The organism is Qipengyuania vulgaris (genome assembly GCF_009827325.1).
Taxonomy (GTDB): Bacteria; Pseudomonadota; Alphaproteobacteria; order Sphingomonadales; family Sphingomonadaceae; genus Qipengyuania; species Qipengyuania vulgaris.
The window spans coordinates 246,643-270,130 of the sequence record NZ_WTYC01000003.1; the positions used below are offsets into that span (position 1 = coordinate 246,643).

The following is a 23,488-nucleotide window of genomic DNA, read 5'->3' on the forward strand; positions in this document are numbered from 1 at the left end:
TCGTTAGACCGCGCGCTTTGCTGCAAGTGCGAAGGGATGTTTCGATGAGCAAGACGATCGCCATTATCGGCGCGGGCCAGATGGGTTCGGGCATCGCCCAGACCATTGCCCAGAACGGCATGGACGTACTGCTCGCCGACGTCAGTCTCGAACTGGCCGAACAGGCCGTCGGCAAGATCGACAAGGCGCTCGGCAAGCTGGTCGGGCGCGGCAAGATCGAGATCGCCGAAGCGGACGCCGCGATGAAGCGCATCACCCCGGTCGGCGACTACGACCGGATGGGCGAGGCCGAATTCATCATCGAGGCGGCGACCGAGAAGGAAGAGATCAAGAAGGCAATCTTCGAGAAGGCGGGCGAGAAGCTGGGCGCGGACGCTGTCATGGCCTCGAACACCAGTTCGATCCCTATCACCCGCATGGGCAATTACGCGCCTGATCCTGCCCGTTTCATCGGCCTGCACTTCTTCAATCCGGTTCCGGTCATGGGCCTCATCGAAGTCATCCCCGGCCTTGCGACCTCCGAGACCACGACTGAGCGCACTAAGGCTCTTGCCGAAGCGCTGGGCAAGGAAGTGGTGCTGAGCCAGGACGAACCCGGCTTCGTCGTCAATCGCATCCTCCTGCCGATGATCAACGAGGCCGTCTTCGTGCTCGGCCAGTCGACGGCCGCAATCGAGGATATCGACAAGGGTTGCCGTCTTGGTCTCAACCACCCGATGGGGCCGCTGCAACTGGCAGATTTCGTCGGGCTCGATACCTGCCTCGACATCCTGATGGTGCTCTACAAGACCACGCGCGACACCAAGTACCGCCCGGCTCCGCTGCTGGTGAAATATGTCGAGGCCGGCTGGCTTGGCCGCAAGACCGGACGTGGTTTCTACGATTATTCGGGCGAAGAGCCGGTCCCCACCCGATAAGGGGCTATAAGACGGGAACGGGGCGGAAGCGCCGCTCGTTCATGGGGAAAGGAGATTTTTCCAATGAGCGACAGCAAGACCAACACCCCCGTCGGCGAAAGCCAGGAAGCGCGGAAGGCGGACCTCGCCCCCGAAACCCATAATGACGAGCAGGACGATCACCGCAACCAAGCGCAGCAAGTCGCCGAGGAAGCGCGCGCCGTAACCACGGAAACCCGCTCGCCGACAGAAAGCGAGAAGGACGACAACAAGTCCGGCCTCATGGGCGATTCGACGCAGGACGCCGTCGATCACATGCGCGATATGGAAAGTTCGGGCCGCGTCGACATGGGCGCCTATCGCGGCGAAGACAATCATGACGACAATGTCGACAAATACGGGAAGGGCCACAAGCCTGACGACCTGCGCGGCGACGGCACCTGATCAGCCGCCGTCGAGGGTACCGTCGTTGAGTATCCAGAGACCGGCAGTGAGCAAGACCGATCCGAACGCCACCGAATAGGCCAGCAGGCGGAAATTCGGCCGCGCGATCGGATCGAACTTGTGTGAATGCAGGCGCTTCATCGTATGGCAGGCACGCCGCTGCGCATTGATCGCGAGCCAGCCGCCGGCAAGAATGAACAGGGTGGCAATCGCCTTCGCGAGCCAAGGCGGATCGAAATCACCGAACACGGCCTTGAAGGCGAGGCCGATGCCGATGGCGGCAAAGGCAGTGCGCATCCATCCGGCGAAGGTGCGTTCCATCGCCATGATATTCCGGTCTTCCGCAAGGTCCGTGCGGACCTCCGCCCAATGGGTGTTCTTGTCAGCGTCTTCGGGCGGATCGTCTTGGGCCATGTTGGATCAACAGAACTGGCGTGAGCGGGGTTCCCGAACAATCAATCAGTTTCGATATCGATCAGCGGCTTGGCGTCGTTTATCAGATAGCTCTTGTCCTCGGGGGTGGTATCGACCGGCCCTTCTGCGGCACCAGCATCCGCATACCAGCTATCCAGTGTCATCGGCTCCTGTGGCGAAGAACGCGCCAGCTCCGGCGAATCGTCGCCCAAGATGGCGGGCGCTTCACTCGGCGTTGAAACTGGCATGGTGGAGCCTGCGGCGTGTTCGGCGAGAAAGGTCCGCTCGGAACTGCGCATCTGCGCCTCGCGGCCGAAATAGCTTTGCAGGAGGTAGAGGCCGCCGCCGCAAAGGGCGATAATCAGGGCGATTCCGATGAAGGTCGAGCGCAGTGACATCGCGCCGCACCGTGGCGTGAAATGGTTAAGATCAGCTTTTTGCGGCTTCGGATTTCAGACGGTAAAGTTCGTCCAGCGCCTCGCGCGGGGAAAGCGCATCCACGTCCAGCGCACCCAGAGCGTCACGAAGGGCATCACGCTTTTCCTCCTCGGCCGCCGCAGTCACGGCGAAGAGCGGGAGATCGCCCAGGCCCGCCGCGAGACCGCCCGTTTCCGCACGGCCCTTCTCCAGCTTGTCGAGCACCGCTTTCGCGCGCTTGATCACCGGCGGGGGTACGCCTGCCAGCTTCGCGACCGACAGGCCATAGCTGCGGTCGGCTGCGCCCCTCGCCAATTCGTGCAAAAGCACCAGATCGCCTTTCCACTCGCGCGCGCGAACATGGTGGAGGCTGAGCGCGTCGCAGGTTTCGGCCAGCCGCGACAGCTCGTGATAGTGCGTGGCAAAGAGGCAGCGGCATTTCAATTGCTCATGCACCGCTTCGACCACTGCCCATGCCAGTGCCATGCCGTCGTAGGTGGACGTGCCGCGCCCAACCTCGTCTAGAATCACGAAGCTGCGCTCGGTCGCTTGCGAAAGGATCGCCGCGGTTTCGACCATCTCGACCATGAAAGTCGAGCGTCCGCGTGCCAGATTGTCCGCCGCGCCAACCCGGCTGAAAAGGCGGTCGGCGAGCCCGACCCTTGCCGCGGTCGCGGGGACGAAACTGCCCGCCTGCGCCAACAGCATGATGAGGGCGTTCTGGCGCAGGAAGGTCGATTTACCGCCCATGTTGGGCCCGCCAATCAGCCACAGCCGGTCGTCCTGCGCGAGCGTGCAGTCATTGGCGACGAAACGCTCGCCCGCCTTGGCCAGCGCCTGCTCGACTACCGGATGCCTGCCCTCGGTAATCTCGAGGCAGGATTCGTCGAGCATCTGCGGGCGCGACCAGTCGCCTTCGGCCGCGCGCTCGGCAAGCGCCGCCGACACATCGATCCGGGCCAGGGCCGCAGCGGTGGCCGCGATGGCTTCGCGCATGGCGACGACCTCGCCGACGAGTTCCTCGAAATGCGCTTCCTCTGCCGCCAGCGCGTGCGCACCCGCTTCGGCGATGCGGCTGGCTTCCTCGTGCAGGCCGATGGAGTTGAACCGCACCGCGCCCGCCATGGTCTGCCTGTGCGTGAACCCGCTGTCCTGCGCCATCAGCTTGTCGCCGTGCTTTGCCGGAACCTCGATGAAATAGCCCAGCACCTTGTTGTGCTTGATCTTGAGAGAGGACGTGCCGGTTTCATCGCGATATTTCGCTTCGAGCGCGGCGATGGCCTTGCGCGCATTTCCGCTGGTTTCGCGCAGAGCGTCGAGCGCGTGGTCGTATCCGCTGGCGACAAAGCCGCCCTGGCTGCGCTCGGTCGGGGGCGAGGCGACCAATGCGCGGGCGAGGTGATCGACCAACGCGGCGTGCCCGCCAAGCGCTTCGATCATTCGGCCAAGCAGCGGCGGCAGATCCGCGCTCGCGCCCAGCATGTCGCGTATTCGCCGCGCTTCGGACAGGCCGTCACGGATCTGGCCAAGGTCGCGCGGGCTTCCGCGGCCTGCAACCAGCCGTCCCAGCGCGCGCCCGATGTCGGGTGCCTGCCGCAGGACGGCGCGCAGGTCGGCACGCAGCAGCGGATCGACATGGAAGTGATGCACGCTCGCCAGCCGCTCCTCGATCGCGCCCAGATCGGCGAGGGGGGCCGAAAGGTCCTCGGCCAGCTGGCGCGCACCCGCGCCGGTTGCGCAGCGATCGACGCAGGCGATCAGGCTGCCTTCGCGCCCGCCGTTCTGCGCCGCGAGGATTTCGAGGCTGGTCCGCGTCGCCGCATCCATGGCGAGGTGCGCGCCGCTACCCCTTGCGACAGGGGGCAGGAGGAAGGGCAGCTTGCCGCGTCCGGCATGGTCGAGATAGGCAATAAGTCCTGCCGCTGCCGCCAGCATCGGCCGGCTGAAATCGCCCAGCCCGTCGAGCGTTGCGATCCCATGAATACCCTTCAGCCGCGTTTCACCGTCTTCGCTGCGGAAATCATGCCGCGGGCGGACAATGACGTCGGCTGCCGCATCCTCCCAATCTTCGGGCCCGACGACCTCGCTTGCCCCAAGCCTTGCCAGCGCCGCATCGAGCCGGTCCGGAGGGCAATCTTCCAGTTCCATCCTGCCGGTCGAAATGTCGCAGGCCGCGATGCCGACCCCGTCACGTATCGGGGCGACCGCCACCAGCAGGTTCGCGCGCCGGGGCTCGAGCAGTGCTTCTTCCGTCAGGGTGCCCGCCGTGACGAAGCGCACGATGTCGCGCGAAACCAGCGCCTTGGACACCGGCTTGCCTTCACGCTTCGTGCGCTCCCTCGCGTCGTCGGGGGTTTCGGTCTGTTCGGCAATCGCGACGCGGCAGCCGCCCTTGATCAGCCGGGCGAGATAGCCCTCCGCTGAATGCACGGGCACGCCGCACATCGGCACGGGCTGGCCCCCGTGCTCTCCGCGCGTGGTGAGCGCGATATCGAGCACCTGCGCGGCGACTTTCGCATCGTCGAAGAACAGTTCGAAGAAATCGCCCATCCGGTAGAACAGCAGCGCTTCTCCCGCTTCGCGTTTGAGCGCGAGGTATTGCTGCATCATTGGGGTGGGTTGGTCGGCCATTTGCCATGCCGTAGCGGCCCGTTCGGCGATTCGGGAAGCGGCGCCACAGGTGTTTCCCCTATGACTTCGCCAAAAATCCCCTTAGGGGCTTGCCTCTAGACACCAGAGGATCCGCCCAAAGGACAAGCATGGCCGAAGAAAAGCAGACCGGTTTCAACACGCGCGAGGCGCTGTTCTATCACGAAACGATCCGCCCGGGTAAGATCGAGATCATTGCCAGCAAGCCCATGGCAACGCAGCGCGATCTGGCACTGGCCTATTCTCCCGGAGTTGCGGCCCCGGTCGAGGCGATCGCCGCCGATCCCAAGAATGCAGCGCGCTATACCGCCCGTTCCAACCTCGTTGCGGTGATTTCAAACGGCACCGCGATCCTCGGTCTCGGCAATCTCGGCGCGCTGGCTTCCAAGCCGGTGATGGAAGGCAAAGCAGTGCTGTTCAAACGCTTCGCCGACGTCGATTCCATCGATATCGAACTCGATACGGAAGATCCGGAAGCCTTCATCAATGCAGTCGCGCTGATGGAGCCCAGCTTTGGCGGCATCAATCTCGAAGACATCGCCGCACCCGAATGCTTCATCATCGAGCAGGCGCTGCGCGAGAAGATGAAGATCCCGGTTATGCATGACGACCAGCACGGCACCGCGATCATCGCGGCGGCGGGCCTGATCAATGCCTGTCACCTGACCGGGCGCGATCTCAAGGACGTGAAAATGGTGGTCAACGGCGCAGGTGCCTCCGCGCTCGCCTGCACCGCGCTGATCAAGGCAATGGGTGTGCCGCACGACCAGGTCATCGTGTGCGACCGTTCCGGTCCGATCACGCCGGGGCGCGACAATGTCGACCAGTGGAAAAGCGCCCATGCCGTCGCCACCGAGGCGACCAGTCTCGAAGAGGCGCTGGTTGGCGCCGACATCTTCCTCGGCCTGTCCGCCGCCGGTGCGCTCAAGCCCGAATGGGTGGCGAAAATGGCCGATCAGCCGATCATCTTCGCCATGGCCAATCCGGTGCCGGAAATTATGCCCGAAGATGCCAAGGCCGTGCGGCCCGACGCGATCATCGCGACGGGCCGTTCCGATTATCCCAACCAGGTCAACAACGTACTGGGCTTCCCTTTCATCTTCCGCGGCGCGCTCGACGTGCAGGCAACCGCGATCAATGAGGAAATGAAGATCGCGGCCGCGCATGCGATCGCGCAGCTTGCCCGCGAGCGGGTGCCCGAAGAGGTCGCCGCCGCCTATGGGGTGAGCCACCAGTTCGGCCGGGAATACATCATTCCCGCACCCTTCGATCCGCGGCTCATGGAACTGGTATCCTCCGCCGTCGCCAAGGCGGCGATGGATAGCGGTGTGGCGCAGGCCCCGATCGAGGATTTCGACGCCTATCGCCATTCGCTCAAAGCGCGGCTCAATCCGACCACCGGCGCGCTCACCAATATCTACGATCAGGCCAAGGCCAATCCCAAGCGGATGGTTTTTGCCGAAGCGGAAGAGGATGTCGCGCTGCGCGCGGCGATTCAGTACCGCGATTACGGCTATGGCGAGCCCATCCTCGTCGGGCGGACCGACAAGGTTCTCGACAAGCTGCGCGAGCTGGGCGTGGACGATCCCGACGACTGGATCATCGAGAATTCGAAGGTGTCGGACAAGGTGCCGGCGATGAACGACTATCTCTACAAGCGCCTGCAGCGCCGCGGCTATACGCAACGCGATGTGAGCCGGATGGTCAATCAGGAACGCAACGTCTTCGCCGCGCTGCTGGTCGCGCTTGGCCACGGTGAGGGCATGATTACCGGCCTGACCCGCACCTATGCGCAGACCGCGCGCGAAGTGGCGCGGGTGCTCGATCCGAAGCCCGGTGCCACGCCCTTCGGCGTGCACATGATGATCGGCAAGAATCACACCACCTTCCTTGCCGACACCACGATCAACGAACGTCCGAGCGCGTCCGAACTGGCGCATATCGCCAGAGAAACCGCGGCCGTGGCGCGGCGCATGGGCCATGAGCCGCGCGTCGCCTTCATGTCCTATTCGACCTTCGGCAATCCGTCGGGCCAGTGGCTCGGCAACATTCGCGATGCCGTGGCTCTGCTCGATGCCGACGAAAGCGTCGATTTCGAATACGAAGGAGAGATGGCCCCGGATGCCGCGCTGAACCGCAAGGTGATGGAACTCTATCCCTTCAACCGCCTGTCGGGCCCGGCGAATGTCCTGATCATGCCCGGCCTGCAATCGGCCAATCTCTCGGCCAAGTTGCTGCGCGAACTGGGCGGCGAGACCATGATCGGCCCGATGATGATCGGCAGCGAAAAGCCGGTCCAGATCGCCCCGATGACCGCTATCGCGCCGGACCTGCTCACGCTGGCCGTGCTTGCCAGCGCGGGCGTGGTCGGCTGACGGCAAGGCGGGCGCACCGCCTCTGTCCCCTCGGCTGGGCTGCTCGCCGAAACGGCTCGTCTCTCCGATTGCCGCCGGTTCATTCGGCGGCAATCGGGCGGGGCGCTAAGCGCCTTTCACCGTGCATGGGATCGCACAGGAAAGGACAAAAAATGAAGAAATTTATCGCTCTCGCCGTGATCGGGGCAGGTTTCGCCGCCACTCCCGCATTGGCGCAGTCGAATGAAGCCCCGGGCGGCTTCTACGTAGGCGCGCTCGGCGGCTATGAAGGCGTCGATGTCGAATCTGCGGACGGTTCGGCAACCGCAACCGCCGACAGCGCGGTCTACGGCATCAACGCCGGCTACGACCTCAGCCTCGGCGGCGCGTTCATCGGCGTCGAAGGCGAGATTTCGACCAGCGACGGATCGACCAGCTTTCCCGACAGCTTCGACGGTGCCCGTGAGGGTCTCGAGACCGGCGGACAGTATTACATCGGCGCGCGTGCCGGTTTTGCCCTGACGCCGGGCATCGCGGCCTATGGCAAGGTCGGGTACACCGCGCTCGACACCAAGGCCTTCACCGAAAGCGGCTCGCTCGACGAACTGGACGAGAACGCCAACGGCATCCGCTACGGTGCGGGCCTGCAGGTTCAGCTTCCCGGACCGCTCGAAGGCCGTCTCGAATATCGCCGCTCGCAATATGACGACCTGGCCGACATCGACCAGGGCGACGCCACGACCGACCAGGTCACACTTGGCCTGGGCCTGCGCTTCTAAGGGCTAACCCCCGCTAGAAGGGGAGGGTCTTGCCGGTGTAGTCGACGAATGCATAGCCACCGCGAGCATTCTCGACCACATCGGCAAGGCCCTTCGCGCTTTCCTCGACAGTGATTTTGGCGTTCGGGCCGCCCATGTCGGTCTGTACCCACCCCGGGTGGAGCGAGAGCACAGTCACACCGCGTTCCTTCGCCTCCTGCTCGGCAATGCCCTTGGCGAGCATGTTCTGCGCCGTCTTGCTGGTGCGATAGAGATCGAAGCCGCCGGACGAATCCTCGATCGAGCCCATTAGCGAGCTCATGAAAGACAGTGAGCCGCCCTGCCTGATATGCGGTAGCAGCTTCTTGCCCAGATGAACCGGGCCGAAGGCGTTGGTCATCATGACCTCGGCCACTTCCTCCGCTGTCGCCTGTTCGCTCGATTGGTGCTTCGCGCCCGTAATCCCTGCATTGACGATTACCGCGTCAAATTCCCCCTCGATAGCACCGAATGTGGAAGCATCGGTGACGTCCAACCTCTCTATCGTGATGCCTTCGACGGCGTGCAGTTCTTCGCTCTCCGACCGTTCCGTGCCGGTTACGTCCCAGCCGCGCGCCTTGAACTCCTTTGCCAGGCCGAGGCCGATACCGCGCGATGCGCTGATGATGAGGATATGCTTGCTCATTTCGAATAACTCCTAGGCCGGGTTGACCAGCGTTTTCAGGTTCATGAATTCGTGAAGGCCGAATTCGGCCAGTTCGCGCCCGTGTCCGGAACGCTTGATGCCGCCGAAGGGCGCTTCGATCCTGGAGCCGTTGACGCCGTTGAAGGTGGTCATGCCCGCCTCGATGGCATTGGCGAAATGCTCCTTCTCGCCTTCGTCGCGGGTCCAGACCGCGGAGCCGAGGCCAAAAGGTATGGCGTTGGCAATGGTCGTTGCTTCGTCGACATCCCTAGCCTTGTACAGCTGTCCCACGGGCCCGAAGATTTCGTCGGTTCCCGTCTTGCTGGCGAGCGGAACGTCGGTGAGCAGTCCCGCGGTCATCCATGCGCCGGGGCGGTCTATCTTCTCGCCGCCGAACAGCAGCGTGCAGCCTTCTTTCCTGGCTTTGGCAACCTGCTTCAGCACCGTGTCGCGCTGGCCCTCGCTCGAAAGCGGGCCGAGTCCGGTATCATCATCCATCGGATCGCCCAGCTTCACGTCCTTGAGTACGGCGCTGAACCGATCGGAAAAATCGTCATAGATTTCGGCATGGACGATGGTGCGCTTGCCGCAGATGCAGGACTGGCCGTTGTTCTGGATGCGTGCGGTCACCGCGTCCTTCACCGCCTGGTCGAGATCGGCGGACGGCATGACGATGAAGGGATCGCTGCCGCCCAGTTCAAGCACCACCTTCTTAAGGTGCTTGCCCGCCTGCTGCGCCACTGCGCTACCTGCACCTTCGCTCCCGGTCAGCGTTGCGGCTACGATGCGGGTGTCCGCGATTATGTCGCCAATCGGGTCGGAGGAAACGCACAGGTTCTGGAACAGCCCTTCCGGACCGCCGGCTTCCATGACCAGTTCCTCCATCCGCTGCGCCACGCCCTGCACGATGCTGGCGTGTTTCAGCACGCCGACATTGCCCGCCAGAATCGTCGGCGCAAGGAAGCGGATAACCTGCCAATAAGGGAAGTTCCACGGCATCACCGCCAGTACCGGACCTTGCGGCAACCAGCGGCCCTCCGCGCGGCCACCGTCGGATAGGTCCCAGAATTTCGAATCGAGCATGGGCGGCCCGTGTTCGGCGTAATAATGCAGCAGGCTCGCGCATTTCGCGATCTCGCTGCGCGCCTGCGTTATCGGCTTGCCCATCTCTGTCACCGCCAGGCGGGCGAGCTCCTCCTTGTTCGCCTCGTAAAGATCGCCGAGCGCGGAGAGCACCGTCGTGCGCGCGTCAAGCGAGGTGCCGCGCCACTCCCCATAGGCGCGCGTCGCCGTCTCGAGCTTCGCGTCGATCCCGTTATCGTCGAGTGTTTCGTAAGTGGCGATAGTCTCGCCGGTTGCGGGATTGGTGGTGGTGATCACGGGGAGGGGCTCCGGACTGCGGTTCACCCAATCAATCGCCGCAACCCGGTCCCGTTCCGAAACCTATTTGCGCCGGAACCGGAAATACCACACCTCGTGGCCGTAGGTGTTTCGTGCCTTGTGTTCGTAACGCGTCTCGCACCAGCCGGAGGGCCGGTTTTCCCAGCTGTGCCGGTCCTCCACCACCCATTCGAACTCCGCAGTAAAACGGCGCATCACCATCAGCGCATGGCGCAAATAGACGGCGTGGTCCGTACCGAAGCGAAATTCGCCGCCAGGCTTCAGTTTGTCGGCGATCATGCGGACCGGCCCGTCGTTCATCATCCGGCGCTTGGCATGCTTGTTCTTCGGCCATGGATCGGGATGGAGGAGGTAGACCATGCTGAGGCCGCCATCGGGCACGCGGGCCAGCGCCTCCAGCGCGTCGCCATGATGGATGCGCACATTCGCCAGCCCGCCGTCGCGCACATGGCCCAGAGCCTGCGCCACGCCGTTGAGGAAGGGTTCGGCCCCGATGAAACCGTGATCGGGCAGCAGGTCGGCGCGATGGGCCAGATGCTCGCCCCCGCCGAAGCCGATCTCGAAATGCAGCGGGCGGTCGAAGCCGAACAGGGTTTCCGACGTGACCAGGCCTTCCTGCGGCACGGCGATCTGGGGCAGAAGCTTGTCGACCAGTTCCTGCTGGCCGCTGCGAAGGGGTTTGCCCTGGCTGCGACCATATAGCCGGTTGAGCGTGGTCGGATCGCCTTCCTTGAATGCTGACATGCCGCCGCGCCTATGCCGACAATTGCCGCGATGTCCAGAGGCGCGGGGGTTGAGGGGAGTGGGGAGTTGTCGCTAGGCGCACCGGCGATATGCAGACGCTCCTCGACGATTATTCGCAGCTCGCCCTCTGGCTCCAGTCGCTGATCGCGCTGGCCGGTCTTGTCCTGCTGGCGCTGCTGGCCAACTGGCTCATCAAGCGGGTGCTGCTGCGGCTGGCCAGGCCCTATCTCGACACGCGTAGCGACACGGCCGACCGCGCGGCAGCCTGGCTCGCCACGCTGATTCCCCTGCTGATCGTCTCGCGCGGCATTCAGCTCGTGCCGCATATCCCCGAAGAAGTGGTGACGATCACCGTCAATGTGGTGCGGGCCTCGATCATCTTCTCGGTCGCCATGGCGATGAACTGGGCTCTGAATTACGCCAACGAGCTTTATGCACGGCGGCCAGAGGCGCGCAGCCGCCCGATCAAGGGCTATGTGCAGGTGCTGAAGATCGTGATCTTCTGCGGTGCGGCCATCCTGATGATCGCGGTGCTCATCGAACAGTCGCCCCTGCTCCTGCTGTCCGGTCTCGGCGCCATGGCCGCTGTCCTGCTGCTGGTTTTCAAGGACACCATCCTCAGCCTCGTCGCCAGTGTCCAGCTGACCAGCAACGACATGCTGCGCGTCGGTGACTGGATCGAGATGCCGAGCATGGAGGCCGATGGCGATGTGATCGATATCGCGCTGCATACGGTTAAGGTTCAGAACTTCGACAAGACCATTACCACCATCCCGACCCACCGGCTGATTGCCGACAGCTATCGCAACTGGCGCGGCATGAGCGAAAGCGGCGGGCGGCGAATCAAGCGCAGCCTCGTGATCGACCAGAATTCGGTCCGCTTCCTCGGTGACGGCGAGGCTGCCGGGCTGCGTCGCTTCCGCCTGCTGGGCGATTACCTCGCGCGCAAGCAGGAGGAAATCGCCGAGTGGAACCGCCATGAACTGTCGAGCGACTGCGACGAAATCAACGCCCGCAGGATCACCAATATCGGGACCTTGCGGGCTTACATCATCGCCTATCTGAAGAGCCATCCGCGAATTGCGGATGAAGGGTTCACCCTGATCGTGCGCCAGCTGCCGCCCGGGCCGCAGGGGCTGCCGATCGAGATTTACTGTTTCACCGACACTGTCGCCTGGTCCGAATACGAAGGGATCCAGGCCGATGTGTTCGACCACCTGATCGCCATCCTGCCCGAGTTCGGATTACGCATCTTCCAGCAACCGAGCGGACTCGATTTTGCGCGGCTGGGCGAGGGCTGAGGCCAAACAAAACGCCCGGAAGCCGAAGCTGCCGGGCGTCTTGCCGTCCGTCCAAGGAGAAATGGGTATCAGGCGGCTTCCGCCTCATCGTCCTGGTCGCGCAGCACATAGCCGCGGCCCCAGACGGTTTCGATGTAATTTTCGCCGGCGCATGCGTGGCTCAGCTTCTTGCGCAGCTTGCAGATGAACACGTCGATGATCTTGAGCTCTGGTTCGTCCATCCCGCCATAAAGGTGGTTGAGGAACATTTCCTTCGTCAGCGTGGTGCCCTTGCGCAGGCTGAGCAGCTCGAGCATCGCATATTCCTTGCCGGTCAGGTGCACGCGCGCGCCATCGACCTCGACGGTCTTCGCATCGAGGTTCACGGCCAGCTTGCCGGTGCGGATGATCGACTGGCTGTGGCCCTTCGAACGGCGCACAACAGCGTGGATGCGGGCGATCAGTTCTTCGCGGTGGAACGGCTTGGTAACGTAATCGTCGGCGCCGAAACCGAAGCTGCGGATCTTGCTGTCCATCTCGGCCACGCCGGAAAGGATGAGGACCGGGGTCTGCACCTTGGCGACACGCAGTTTCTTGAGCACGTCATAGCCATGCATGTCCGGCAGGTTCAGATCGAGCAGGATGATATCGTAATCATACAGCTTGCCGAGATCCAAGCCTTCCTCGCCCAGATCGGTCGAGTAGACGTTGAAGCCTTCGGTGGTGAGCATGAGCTCGATGGCTTTCGCCGTTGTCGGCTCGTCTTCGATCAGCAGTACACGCATGGGTGGTCCCCCCTAGCCCTGAATTGCGGTGCCTCTTCCCCCTTAGGAGAGGCGGTGTCCCTTGTTAACCATTTGGGGTGTGAAAGAAAAAGGTTAACGCGAGGTAAAAGCCGTTAACTTTTTCCCTGTTGCAAGAAGGACTCAGAGACCGCGCAGTTTCTTCTGACGGCGGCGCTGCGCCGATGATCCGATACCTATGGCCTCGCGATATTTCGCGACGGTGCGCCGGGCGAGATCGAAGCCTTCCTGGTTGAGCAGGTCGGCTAGCTTCTGGTCGGAAAGGACTTTTTTCGGGTCCTCCGCATCGCACAGCGTCCTGATTCGCGCCTTGATCGCTTCGCTGCTGGCGCCTTCACCATCGGCTGCGCCGACGCCGCTGGAGAAGAAATACTTCATCTCGAAAGTGCCGCGCGGGCAGGACAGGTATTTATTGCTGGTGACGCGGCTGACCGTCGATTCGTGCATCTCGATCTTCTCGGCCACCTCTCGCAGGGTCAGCGGACGCATGGCGGACACGCCCTCGCGGAAGAAGCCTTCCTGCCTCTTCACGATTTCGCTCGCAGTCTTCAGGATGGTCTTCTGCCGCTGGTCCAGTGCGCGGATCAGCCAGTCCGCCTCGCCCAGTTGCTCGTTCAGCCACGCACGCGAGGCCTTGTCCCGCGCTCCTGCTTCCAGCTCGACATAATATTCGCGGTTCACCACCAGACGGGGCAGGCTCGCCTCGTTGATGCGGATTTGCCACCCGCCGTCCTGGGCTGGGTTGACGATGACATCGGGTACGATGGCCGTTTCGCTCTCACCGCCAAAGCGGCAGCCGGGCTTGGGGTCATAGCTGCGCAGTTCGGCCAGCATGTCGGCAAAGTCTTCCTCGTCGACATCGCACAGGCGTTTGAGCCGCGCGATGTCTCCGCTGGCAAGCAAATCCAAATGATCGATCAGCCGCGCCATGCATGGATCGTACCGGTCCGCCTCCTTCGCCTGCAGGGCGAGGCATTCAGACAGGTTGCGCGCACCTACTCCCGTCGGATCGAGTGATTGAACGAGTGCCAGGGCGCGTTCGACCTCGGCCAGAGGTGCGCCCATGTCCTCTGCGATTTCGCGCAGTTCGGCATGGAGGTAACCGGCCTCATCCAGTTCGTGGACGATCCGACCAGCGATCAGGGCTTCGCGGGTGTCATGGGCGAGGGCGCCGATCTGGCCGGACAGATGCTCCGCAAGGCTCGGCCCGCCAGAAGAACGGTTTTCGAGATCGGGGAGGCCTTCTCCGCCAGACCCGGTCGCCCCAGCCTCCGACCAGTCACCACGGTCGCCGGGTGCGGCTTCGGGATCGCGTGCATAGTCGGCGATATCGAGGGCGGAATCCCCGTCGAAGTCGGGCGTCGCTTCGTGCTCACCCGTAGCTTCGCCTGTATCTTCGGATTTCTCGCGGCTGACCTCGCCCACATCGAGCAGCGGATTGCTCTCCAACGCCTCGGAGACGAAGCTTTCGATTTCGAGGTTCGACAGCGCCAGCAGCTTGATGGCCTGCTGCAACTGCGGCGTCATCACCAGCGATTGCGTTTGCCGTAGGTCTAGCCTCGGACCGAGCGCCATGGTCTACCTCCGGGCGCGCGCCGCAATCACAGCGTGAAGTTCTCGCCGAGATAGAGGCGTTTGACGTTCTCGTCCGCCACCAGCGCTTCGGGCGTGCCGGCGAACAGCACCTGACCGCCATAGATAATGCAGGCGCGGTCGACGATTTCGAGCGTTTCGCGGACGTTATGGTCGGTGATCAGCACGCCGATGCCGCGGGTCTTGAGATCTTTCACGAGATCGCGGATGTCGTTGATCGACAGCGGGTCGATCCCGGCGAAGGGTTCGTCCAGCAGCATGATCGACGGTTTGGCGGCTAGCGCACGGGCGATTTCCGCACGCCGTCGTTCACCGCCGGAAAGCGCCATGGCCGCACTATCGCGCAGGCGGGTAAGGCCGAATTCGTCGAGCAGTCGGTCGAGTTCGGCGGCCCGTGTCTCCTTGTCGGGCTCGACCAGTTCGAGCACGCAATTGATATTCTGTTCCACCGTCATGCCGCGAAAGATGCTGGTTTCCTGCGGCAGATAGCCGAGCCCGAGGATCGCGCGGCGATACATCGGCAGGTTGGTGACATCCTCGCCGTCCATCAGGATGCGTCCGGCATCGGGGCGCACAAGGCCCATGATCGAATAGAAACAGGTGGTCTTGCCGGCGCCGTTCGGGCCGAGCAGGCCGAGCACTTCGCCCTTGCCCACGCTGAGCGAAATGTCGGTCAGCACCTGCCGCTTGTCGTAGCTCTTGGCGATCGAGATCACTTCGAGCCCGCCCTGCGGGATCGGCGGGGCGGCATCATGCACCGCTTGGTTTTCAGGGCTCATCAGGTCTTCGGCCATGCGCCGGGCCATAGCACGCGCGGCGGAGAGGAAAACCCCCAGGAAGGCACTGTTCGACGAAGTTGGCAAGAATCGTGCATGAGCGGCAGGGTGACGGGCATTTTTGGCGCGTACCGCTTGCCAGACTGCAACAATTTTGAAACTATGCTCGTTCGGAGAGAATGTCCGGGGAGACATGCGATGGGCAAGGTGATCGAAAACCACCACGATATGGGCACTGTGGACCACGGCCACGCGCGCGACTGGCGCAAGGCCATGAGCGACAATGTCGCGCTTGCCCTGATCGTCTACACCGGCCTGCAGATTTTCGTGACGGTCAATGCGCTCAAGGAAGGTGTATCCTCCACGCTTCCTTATTTCGCCCTCATCATTCTTGTCGCGGCGATCATCCCGGCCTGCCGCTGGGCGGAAAAGCGCTGGAAGGATCTCTCGCCCGAAGCGGCCAGCGACGAATCGCTGAAAGGCGAATTCCGCCGCGACCAGTTCATCCTCTGGGCCGCCGCGATCGGGCTTCCGCTCATTCTCACGGCATTGTTCAAGGTGATGTTCTCCGTAACTGCCTGAGGCCTTGCGCCATCCGCTGCGGCTCCCTAGCCGGACCTCTCGAAGGATTGCGGAGTAGTGAAACGGCATGATCGACAAGGAAACCGCTCTGGCGCGCTGCCAGGACCTCGTGGCGCTTGCCCGGCGGACGGGCGCGGACGCGGCGGATGCCGTCGCGCGCGCCAATGCTTCCGAAGCGGTGACCATGAGGCTGGGCAAGCTCGAGGAAGTCGAGCGGTCGGAGAGCGAGGAGATCGGTCTGAGAGTGTTCGTCGGCAAACGCTCCGCCTCGATCCATACCAGCGATTTTGCGCCAGACGGGCTTCGCGCGCTCGCCGAGCGGGCGGTCCAGATGGCGCGCCATGCGCCGGAAGACCGGCACTCCGGCCTCGCTCCGCAGGACAGGCTGTTTACCGGCGAATTGCCCGATCTCGAACTGGACGATCGGGACCAGCCCGATCCCGAGACCCTGCGCGAAGCGGCGCTGGCGACCGAAGATGCGGCGCGCGCCGTCGGCGGGGTGACCAACAGCAATGGCGGCAGCGCGGGGGCGGATCGCGCAGTGGTCGCCCTTGCGACTTCGGAAGGTTTCGCACGCGGTTATGCCGGCAGCGGCTTTTCGCTCTCCGCCAGCGTCATCGCCGGTGAAGGCGGATCGATGCAGACCGACTACGCATCGCGCAGCGCGCGCTTTCGCGCCGACCTGCCGTCTCCCGAAACGGTGGGCCGGGAAGCGGGCGAACGCGCCGTTGCCCGGCTCAAACCGAAATCCATGCCGAGCCGCAAGCTTCCCGTAGTGTTCGAACCGCGTATCGGCGGCGGCTTGTTAGGTCACCTGCTCGGCGCAATGTCGGGCCCTGCCATCGCGCGGAAATCAAGTTTCCTGTTGGGGCTGGAGGAAAAGGAGCTATTTGATCCCGCAATCCGCATCCTCGAACAACCCTTGCGCAAGCGCGGCCAGCGTTCGCGCCCCTTCGATGGCGAAGGAGTACCCTGTACCGACCGCACGCTGGTCGAAGGTGGACGGGTTACCGGCTGGCTGACCAATGTGTCATCCGCCGACCAGCTGGGCTTGGGACTTACCGGGCATGCCTCGCGCGGCGGGGGCGGATCGCCCGGGGTGAGTGCCAGCAACGTCCACATGGAGCCGGGAGATGTCTCGCCCGGGCAGCTGATGGAGGACATCGAGGATGGGCTCTACGTCACCTCGCTCTTCGGGCAGGGCGTGAACCCCGTCACCGGTGACTACAGCCGCGGCGCCACGGGATTCCGCATTCGCAAGGGAGAGATTGCCGAGCCGGTGGCCGAAATCACGATCGCAGGCAATCTCATCGACATGTTCCGCGCGCTGACCCCGGCGGACGATCTGGAGATGATCCGATCCATCAACGTGCCTACATTGCGCATCGACGGTATGATGGTGGCTGGTGAATGAAGCGCTTCATTGGAGCCTTTATTGTTCCGATCCTTGTCCTGATCACCGGGACACCTGCATCGGCGCTCCTGCCCACGGCACCTGACACGGTAGAGCCATCCGAGGCCGAGTCGCCGGTGCGGGCCATCGAGGATACGCAGGATGCAGGGGCCGATGAGCGCATGGCACAGCGCATCGCGGGCATCTTCGCCGAGCTTCCGGCACTCGGAGCGGTCGAGGTCGATGTGAACCAGGGCGTGGTGACGCTTTCGGGCACCGTGCCGCGGCAGGAAGACATTGACCGCGCCGAAGCCATAGCTGGCCGTGTCAGCGGTGTGGTGACGGTCGAAAACGCGCTGGAGCGCGACCTGTCGATTTCTTCGCAGGGAAGCGGCATCGCCAGCCTCGCCGAACGGTGGGACGGCTTCGTCGCCATGATGCCGCTGATCGGGCTGGCGGTGCTCGTCTGGGGGGTGATCGCACTGGTCGGCTATCTGATCGCGGGGCTGGGTTCGCTGTGGCACCGGATCGCCCCGAACAGCTTCCTCGCCGAACTGATCGCCAGTTCCATCCGTTTCGTCTTCGTCATCGGCGGGTTGGTGATCGCGCTCGATATTCTGGGGGCAAGCGCCTTGCTCGGCGCGGTATTGGGCGGCGCCGGGCTGCTCGGCCTCGCGCTCGGCTTCGCCTTGCGCGAAACCATCGAGAATTACGTCGCCTCGCTGATGCTGTCGCTGCGCCAGCCTTTTCGCGCCAACGACTGGGTCATGATCGGCGACCTTGAAGGCCGCGTCATCCGCCTGACCAGCCGTGCGACGGTGATGATGACGCTGGACGGTAACCACCTGCGGATCCCCAATGCCCAGGTGTTCAAGGCGGTCATAACCAATTTCACCCGCAATCCGCAGCGCCGGTTCGATTTCGATCTCGGTGTGGACGCGGACGACGATGCCGAGGCCGCCCGCAAGCTCGGCCGCGAAACGCTGGCAGCTTTCGACTTTATCCTCGCTGACCCGCCCGCCGAGGCGCGCATCGTGGAGGTGGGGGATTCGAACGTGGTGATCCGTTTCCTCGGCTGGATAGACCAGAACGAAACCGATTGGTGGAAAGCGCAAAGCCGCGCCATCCCGGCAGTGAAACAGGCTCTGGAAAACGCGGGCTTCGGCCTGCCCGAGCCGATTTACCGACTGCGCTTCGATCCGCGATCGGCCAGCCTGCCGTTCGAGAATATTTCCGACGGCAAACGCGCAGATACCGCCAAGCCGCCGAAAAAAGCGGCGCGTCCAACCAGAGACACCGAAGCGGACGAAGATGTGCGCCCGGTCAACGAAATTGCGGAAATGGTGGAGAAGGAGCGCCGCGAGAGTGGCGGGGAACAAGAAAAAGATCTTCTCGATCATTCCCGCCCGGTAGAATGAAAAAGGGGCGCTTCGCGGCGCCCCTTCTCGCTTACTTTTCCTTGTTCGCTTCGTAGCGCTCGATGCTTTCATGCACGATCTTCCGGGCCTCCGCCGCATCGCCCCATGCGCCCACGCGGACCCATTTTTCCTTCTCCAGATCCTTGTAGTGGGTGAAGAAGTGCTCGATCTGCTGGAAAATGATCGAGGGCAGATCCTTCGTTTCTCCGACATCGGAGTAATAGGGGAAGGTCGTGTCCACCGGCACGCAGATCAGCTTTTCGTCCCCGCCATGCTCGTCTTCGAGGTTCAGGACACCGATCGGGCGGGCGCGGACGACACAGCCTGCGATGAAGGGCGAACGCGCGATGACCAGCGCGTCCAGCGGGTCGCCATCGGGGCTCAGCGTGTGGGGGATGAAGCCGTAATTCGCGGGATAGCGCATCGGCGTGTGCAGGATGCGGTCGACGAACAGCGCGCCGCTTTCCTTGTCGAATTCGTACTTCACCGGTTCGCCGCCGGTGGGCACTTCGATGATGACGTTGAGGCTGTTGGGCACGTCGTCGCCCACGGGGATCATGTCGATACGCATTGCGGCTCTCTTTATTGGGTTGCGGCTCCGACCCGCTCCCCCTCCCAGCCACCCGATCATGCCTCGATAGCGTATCGGGTGGCTGGGAGGGGGAGCGGGCCGGCACCGTCCCGCCGGGAGGCGGATTGGATGTCGGCCCCTCTCCCCAGAAAGACTTCGCGGGGCCGATAGCGGCTGGTGACGCATTGCGGAAGGGGGCAGTTCGCTCTAATCGCGCGGCCCATGGCAAAAACACCCCAGGCCATCCGTGGCACACAGGATATTTTCGGACCCGACGCAGAAAGCTTCGCCTTCGTGGTGGAAACCTTCGAGCGCGTGCGCCGGCTCTACCGGTTTCGCCGTGCCGAAATGCCGGTTTTCGAGAAGACCGAGGTTTTCGCCCGTTCGATCGGCGAGACGACCGACATCGTCTCGAAGGAAATGTATTCCTTTGAAGATCGCGGCGGCGAATCGCTGACCCTGCGCCCCGAATTTACTGCCGGGATCGCGCGTGCCTATCTTTCCAACGGCTGGCAGCAATACGCGCCGGTCAAGCTGGCGACGCACGGGCCGCTGTTTCGTTACGAGCGACCACAGAAGGGGCGCTATCGCCAGTTCCACCAGATCGATGCGGAAATCATCGGCGCTGCTGAACCGCAGGCCGATGTCGAGCTGCTGGCGATGGCCGACCAGTTGCTGAAGGAACTGGGCATCACCGGCGTGACGCTGCACCTCAATACGCTGGGCGATGGCGACAGCCGCGAAGCATGGCGCGCCGCGCTGGTTGAACACTTCCGCGCCGTGAAGGATGAACTCTCGGAAGATTCGCAGGAACGGCTGGAAAAGAACCCGCTTCGCATCCTCGATTCAAAGGATCGCCGTGACCGGAAGTTCGTCGCCGATGCGCCGAAGATCGACCAGTTCCTGTCCGACGATGCACGGGCGTTTTTCGAGGCGGTGACCAGCGGCCTCGATGCCGCAGGCGTCAAATGGCAGCGCGCCGAAAGTCTCGTGCGCGGGCTCGACTACTACCGCCATACCGCTTTCGAGTTCATTCCCGACGAGGGTAGCGAAGCGGCGGGCAAACTTGGAAGCCAGAGCACCATTCTCGGCGGCGGACGCTATGACGGGCTGATGGAAAGCCTCGGCGGAGCGCCAACGCCTGCGGTGGGTTGGGCAGCGGGGATCGAACGGCTGGCGATGCTGGTCGGTGAGAAAGAAGAAGCCGCTGCCGATGTAATCATGGTGGTCGAAGATGACAGCCGACTCGATGAAGCAATTGCCGCATTGAGAGACTTGCGCAGAGAAGGACTTACGGCAGAAATGGTCGCAAGCGGCTCGCCTCGCAAGCGCTACGACAAGGCTGCGAAAAAGCATCCCGGTGCAATCATTTCGCTCCAGACCAATAGCGGGCATAGCTTCAGCGGCGATGAGGCCACAGATCCTCGCATCCTGCAGGTCTTGCCAGTCTACAAATGACCATTCCAGCAGAACGCCTAGACCAGATCGCCCACCGCTTCGCCGAGCTCGAGGCGCGCATGGCTTCGGGCATGCTCGAGGGTGACGAATTCGTCCAGGCCAGCCGTGATTATGCCGAGCTGGAGCCGGTGGCGAAAACCGCCGCGGAGGTTAAGGCGGCGCGCGAGGAGATCGCCAGTCTCGAGAAAATGCTCGCCGATCCGGAAATGCGGGCGATGGCCGAGGAAGAGCTGGCCGATCTGCGCAAGCGTCTGCCCGATGCCGAGCGCGAACTGGCGATCGCCATGCTGCCGCGCGATTCCGCCGACAGCAAGCCCGCCATGCTTGAAATCCGGGCGGGAACGGGCGGCGACGAGGCGGCGCTGTTCGCGGGCGATCTCTACCGGATGTACGAACGCTTCGCCGCCGAGCAGGGGTGGAAGGTCGAACCGGTCAGCATGAACGCCAGCGAGGTCGGCGGCTTCAAGGAAATCGTCGCCAATGTCGCCGGGAAGGGCGTGTTCGCGAAGCTGAAATTCGAAAGCGGCGTGCACCGTGTCCAGCGCATTCCCGAAACCGAAAGCGGCGGGCGGATCCACACCTCGGCGGCGACCGTGGCGGTGCTGCCCGAGCCCGACGAGGTCGATGTGCAGATCGGCCCGAACGATCTCAAGATCGACACTTACCGTGCCAGCGGTGCGGGCGGGCAGCACGTCAACACCACCGACAGTGCGATCCGCATCACCCACTTGCCTACCAATACCGTCGTCACCTGCCAGGACGCCCGCAGCCAGCACAAGAACAAGGAAAAGGCGATGCAGGTGCTCCGCGCGCGGCTTTACGAGGCGCAGCGCGAGGCGACACAGGGTGCCGAAGCCGATGCGCGCAAGGCCATGGTCGGCAGCGGGGACCGATCCGAGCGCATCCGCACCTATAATTTCCCGCAAGGACGCGTGACCGATCACCGCATCGGGCTGACCTTGCACAAGCTCCCCGAAATTCTCGCCGGGCCGGGACTGGGCGAGCTGGTCGACGCGCTGATCGCCGAGGACGAAGCCAAGCGGCTCTCGGCGCTGAATGAGTGAGCCTGCGGCGATGACTGTCGCCGAAGGCATCCGCACGGCGGCGGAGAGTCTGTCCGCATTCAGCGAAACCGCGCGGCTCGACGCGGAACTGTTGATGGCGGATGCGCTGGGGATCGAACGGTCGGACATGCTGCTGCGTGCAATGCGCGATGCCGTGCCGCCGTCCTTCGCAGGGCTGGTCGAACGTCGCTCCCGTCACGAACCCGTGGCGCATATCCTCGGCCATCAGGAATTCTTCGGCCGCCGCTTCAAGGTAACGCCCGACACGCTGATTCCGCGCGGCGACAGCGAAGTGCTGGTCGAGGCGGCGCTGGAACTGAAACCCGGAGCGGCCTGCGTGCTCGATCTCGGCACGGGGACGGGCGCACTGCTTCTCAGCGTCATTGCCGAAACCGGCGGACGAGGCGTGGGCACCGATCGCTCGCCCGCAGCGCTCGGCGTCGCGCATGACAATGCCGACCTGCTCGACTTGGAAGACCGGGTCCGTTTCCATCTGCTCGACTGGCGGCAGGAAGGCTGGGCGGGCGAACTCGGCCGGTTCGACCTGATCCTCTGCAATCCTCCATATGTCGAAGAAAGCGCCGCGCTCGATCCCGATGTGCGCGACCACGAACCACATGGCGCGCTGTTCGCAGGTGTCGACGGGCTCGACGATTACCGCATCCTCATTCCGCAATTGCGCGGCCTGATGGAAGATGGTGCATTGGCCATCCTCGAAATCGGACACGAGCAGGCCGAGGCCGTGAGCACGCTTGCGCAGACGCATGAATTCGCCGTAAGCCTGCGCCGTGACCTTGCGAATCGGCCCCGCGCCCTCATTTTGACATAAAGGGGTTGGCAAAGCGGAAGCGAGGCTCTACCTCTGGCCATAGGCCAGCGGTGCGCGACAAGTTCGACCCGCCGGTCCACAGCTCCGACATGGCAGTTCTGGTGCGAGGCTTCGGCCCCGCATACCATGCACAGACAGGGGCGCTCATACTGCGAGAGGGCGGAGTATGACCAATGGGCAACGCGGCCAGAGGCGGACCGAGGGTTCGCGCCGCGCCATGAAAAGGACGAGTATTCCTTGAACAACAACCGTAATAACAATCGCCGTCGTGGCCGTCAGAACAATCGCAACCAGGGCGGTGCCAATTCCGGCAACCGGATCGACAGCAGGGCACGCGGCAATGCGCCCCAGCTGCTGGACAAGTACAAGAAGCTTGCACAGGACGCCCAGCACAATGGCGACCGGGTACAGGCCGAGTATTACCTCCAGTTCGCCGATCACTATTTCCGCGTGATCGCCGACAACAAGGCCCGTCAGGACGAGGCCAAGGGCAAGCGCCCCGACGATCGCGGCCAGAACCAGTCGGACGATGACGATTCGAACGACGACGGTGACGACAATCGCCACAACCGTCAGCCGCGCTCGCGCCGGGATGACGATCAGGGCCAGCAGGACAATCGCGATAATCGTGACAACCGCGATAATCGCGGCCGTAAGCCCCGCCGTGCGTCGCGGGACGACGAGGGCGATGGCAGCGATTTCGAACCTGCCGAAAACCCTTTCATCCGCAAGGATGACGAGGTCGAAGCGCCCAAGAAGCGCCGTGCCCCGCGCAAGGCGAAGAAGGTCGAAGAAGGCGTGCCCGGCAATGAAGGCGAAATCGATGCGGCTGCCCTGCCGCCTGCGATCGGCGGGGACGAAAAGCCCGCGCCGCGCCGCCGCCGCCGCAAGGTCGAAGACAGCGAGGATGTGAGCGCGGTCGGCTGATCGCGCTTACCCCTTTCGCTTTTCCTTGCCAT

General features: G+C 63.4%; 22 protein-coding genes. 12 read left to right on the forward strand and 10 right to left on the reverse strand.

Translation table 11 applies throughout. The annotated features are described in order from the left end of the window. The first annotated feature begins 44 nt into the window (after positions 1-44). Both GRI69_RS08095 and GRI69_RS08100 read left to right on the forward strand, forming a co-directional pair. Complete coding sequence (locus GRI69_RS08095) at positions 45-917, forward strand: 3-hydroxyacyl-CoA dehydrogenase NAD-binding domain-containing protein (protein ID WP_160727755.1); 873 nt, start codon at positions 45-47, stop codon at positions 915-917. A 63-nt stretch (positions 918-980) separates the two neighbouring features. Then, positions 981-1,340: a hypothetical protein gene (locus tag GRI69_RS08100; RefSeq protein ID WP_160727756.1), complete on the forward strand. Its 360-nt coding sequence runs from the start codon at positions 981-983 to the stop codon at positions 1,338-1,340. On the opposite strand, the gene GRI69_RS08105 is transcribed toward GRI69_RS08100, so the two are convergent. Genes GRI69_RS08105 through mutS form a run of 3 tightly spaced genes read right to left on the reverse strand, consistent with a single transcriptional unit; the run spans position 1,341 to position 4,802 of the window. After that, positions 1,341-1,754 (reverse strand): YidH family protein, encoded by a 414-nt coding sequence (locus GRI69_RS08105; RefSeq protein ID WP_160727757.1) that lies wholly within the window; start codon positions 1,752-1,754, stop codon positions 1,341-1,343. It lies immediately after the preceding gene. Positions 1,755-1,795: 41 nt separating this feature from the next. Further along, positions 1,796-2,152 carry a hypothetical protein gene (locus tag GRI69_RS08110; RefSeq protein WP_160727758.1) on the reverse strand — a complete coding sequence of 119 codons (357 nt, stop codon included), beginning with the start codon at positions 2,150-2,152 and terminating at the stop codon, positions 1,796-1,798. A 31-nt stretch (positions 2,153-2,183) separates the two neighbouring features. Continuing rightward, entirely contained in the window at positions 2,184-4,802 is a 2,619-nt protein-coding gene (mutS, locus tag GRI69_RS08115) for a DNA mismatch repair protein MutS (protein WP_160727759.1), read from the reverse strand. 128 nt (positions 4,803-4,930) lie between these two features. On the opposite strand from mutS, the gene GRI69_RS08120 reads away from it, so the two are divergent. Both GRI69_RS08120 and GRI69_RS08125 read left to right on the forward strand, forming a co-directional pair. Beyond that, complete coding sequence (locus tag GRI69_RS08120; RefSeq protein ID WP_160727760.1) at positions 4,931-7,195, forward strand: NADP-dependent malic enzyme; 2,265 nt, start codon at positions 4,931-4,933, stop codon at positions 7,193-7,195. Positions 7,196-7,347: 152 nt separating this feature from the next. Further along, entirely contained in the window at positions 7,348-7,953 is a 606-nt protein-coding gene (locus tag GRI69_RS08125; RefSeq protein ID WP_160727761.1) for an outer membrane protein, read from the forward strand. Between the two features lie 13 nt (positions 7,954-7,966). On the opposite strand, the gene GRI69_RS08130 is transcribed toward GRI69_RS08125, so the two are convergent. From GRI69_RS08130 to trmB, 3 genes are all read right to left on the reverse strand, one after another. Next, a complete protein-coding gene (locus GRI69_RS08130; RefSeq protein ID WP_160727762.1) occupies positions 7,967-8,617 on the reverse strand; it encodes an SDR family NAD(P)-dependent oxidoreductase in 651 nt (216 codons plus the stop codon). Between the two features lie 12 nt (positions 8,618-8,629). After that, on the reverse strand, positions 8,630-9,997 hold the full coding sequence (locus tag GRI69_RS08135) for an aldehyde dehydrogenase family protein (protein WP_160727865.1): 1,368 nt from the start codon (positions 9,995-9,997) through the stop codon (positions 8,630-8,632). Positions 9,998-10,060: 63 nt separating this feature from the next. Beyond that, a complete protein-coding gene (gene trmB / locus GRI69_RS08140) occupies positions 10,061-10,762 on the reverse strand; it encodes a tRNA (guanine(46)-N(7))-methyltransferase TrmB (RefSeq protein ID WP_160727763.1) in 702 nt (233 codons plus the stop codon). 89 nt (positions 10,763-10,851) lie between these two features. Here trmB and GRI69_RS08145 point away from each other — a divergent pair, with 89 nt between their 5' ends. Continuing rightward, positions 10,852-12,063, forward strand: a complete 1,212-nt coding sequence (locus GRI69_RS08145) for a mechanosensitive ion channel family protein (RefSeq protein WP_160727764.1) — start codon at positions 10,852-10,854, stop codon at positions 12,061-12,063. A gap of 68 nt (positions 12,064-12,131) precedes the next feature. Here the strand turns inward: GRI69_RS08145 and ctrA are convergent, their stop codons facing one another. The 3 genes from ctrA to lptB all read right to left on the reverse strand — a co-directional run bounded on the left by ctrA (position 12,132) and on the right by lptB (position 15,217). Next, complete coding sequence (gene ctrA / locus GRI69_RS08150) at positions 12,132-12,827, reverse strand: response regulator transcription factor CtrA (RefSeq protein ID WP_160727765.1); 696 nt, start codon at positions 12,825-12,827, stop codon at positions 12,132-12,134. A gap of 141 nt (positions 12,828-12,968) precedes the next feature. Then, positions 12,969-14,420: an RNA polymerase factor sigma-54 gene (rpoN, locus tag GRI69_RS08155; RefSeq protein WP_160727766.1), complete on the reverse strand. Its 1,452-nt coding sequence runs from the start codon at positions 14,418-14,420 to the stop codon at positions 12,969-12,971. Positions 14,421-14,446: 26 nt separating this feature from the next. Continuing rightward, positions 14,447-15,217: an LPS export ABC transporter ATP-binding protein gene (gene lptB / locus GRI69_RS08160; protein WP_419957068.1), complete on the reverse strand. Its 771-nt coding sequence runs from the start codon at positions 15,215-15,217 to the stop codon at positions 14,447-14,449. 195 nt (positions 15,218-15,412) lie between these two features. On the opposite strand from lptB, the gene GRI69_RS08165 reads away from it, so the two are divergent. The 3 genes from GRI69_RS08165 to GRI69_RS08175 all read left to right on the forward strand — a co-directional run bounded on the left by GRI69_RS08165 (position 15,413) and on the right by GRI69_RS08175 (position 18,607). Further along, positions 15,413-15,796 carry a hypothetical protein gene (locus tag GRI69_RS08165; RefSeq protein ID WP_237453003.1) on the forward strand — a complete coding sequence of 128 codons (384 nt, stop codon included), beginning with the start codon at positions 15,413-15,415 and terminating at the stop codon, positions 15,794-15,796. Between the two features lie 67 nt (positions 15,797-15,863). Next, positions 15,864-17,210, forward strand: a complete 1,347-nt coding sequence (locus GRI69_RS08170; RefSeq protein ID WP_160727768.1) for a TldD/PmbA family protein — start codon at positions 15,864-15,866, stop codon at positions 17,208-17,210. Beyond that, the gene (locus tag GRI69_RS08175) at positions 17,207-18,607 is read left to right on the forward strand and encodes a mechanosensitive ion channel family protein (RefSeq protein WP_160727769.1); all 1,401 of its coding nucleotides are present in this window, start codon (positions 17,207-17,209) and stop codon (positions 18,605-18,607) included. Before GRI69_RS08170 ends, GRI69_RS08175 begins: the two co-directional genes overlap by 4 nt. Positions 18,608-18,638: 31 nt before the next feature. On the opposite strand, the gene ppa is transcribed toward GRI69_RS08175, so the two are convergent. Continuing rightward, a complete protein-coding gene (ppa, locus tag GRI69_RS08180) occupies positions 18,639-19,178 on the reverse strand; it encodes an inorganic diphosphatase (RefSeq protein ID WP_160727770.1) in 540 nt (179 codons plus the stop codon). A gap of 222 nt (positions 19,179-19,400) precedes the next feature. On the opposite strand from ppa, the gene hisS reads away from it, so the two are divergent. The 4 genes from hisS to GRI69_RS08200 all read left to right on the forward strand — a co-directional run bounded on the left by hisS (position 19,401) and on the right by GRI69_RS08200 (position 23,456). Then, complete coding sequence (gene hisS, locus GRI69_RS08185) at positions 19,401-20,636, forward strand: histidine--tRNA ligase (RefSeq protein ID WP_160727771.1); 1,236 nt, start codon at positions 19,401-19,403, stop codon at positions 20,634-20,636. Further along, on the forward strand, positions 20,633-21,700 hold the full coding sequence (gene prfA, locus GRI69_RS08190) for a peptide chain release factor 1 (RefSeq protein ID WP_160727772.1): 1,068 nt from the start codon (positions 20,633-20,635) through the stop codon (positions 21,698-21,700). The genes hisS and prfA overlap by 4 nt, the downstream gene beginning before the upstream one ends. Further along, the gene (gene prmC / locus GRI69_RS08195) at positions 21,693-22,529 is read left to right on the forward strand and encodes a peptide chain release factor N(5)-glutamine methyltransferase (RefSeq protein WP_160727773.1); all 837 of its coding nucleotides are present in this window, start codon (positions 21,693-21,695) and stop codon (positions 22,527-22,529) included. The genes prfA and prmC overlap by 8 nt, the downstream gene beginning before the upstream one ends. 237 nt (positions 22,530-22,766) lie before the next feature. Further along, complete coding sequence (locus GRI69_RS08200; RefSeq protein WP_160727774.1) at positions 22,767-23,456, forward strand: DUF4167 domain-containing protein; 690 nt, start codon at positions 22,767-22,769, stop codon at positions 23,454-23,456. Positions 23,457-23,488 lie beyond the last annotated feature (32 nt).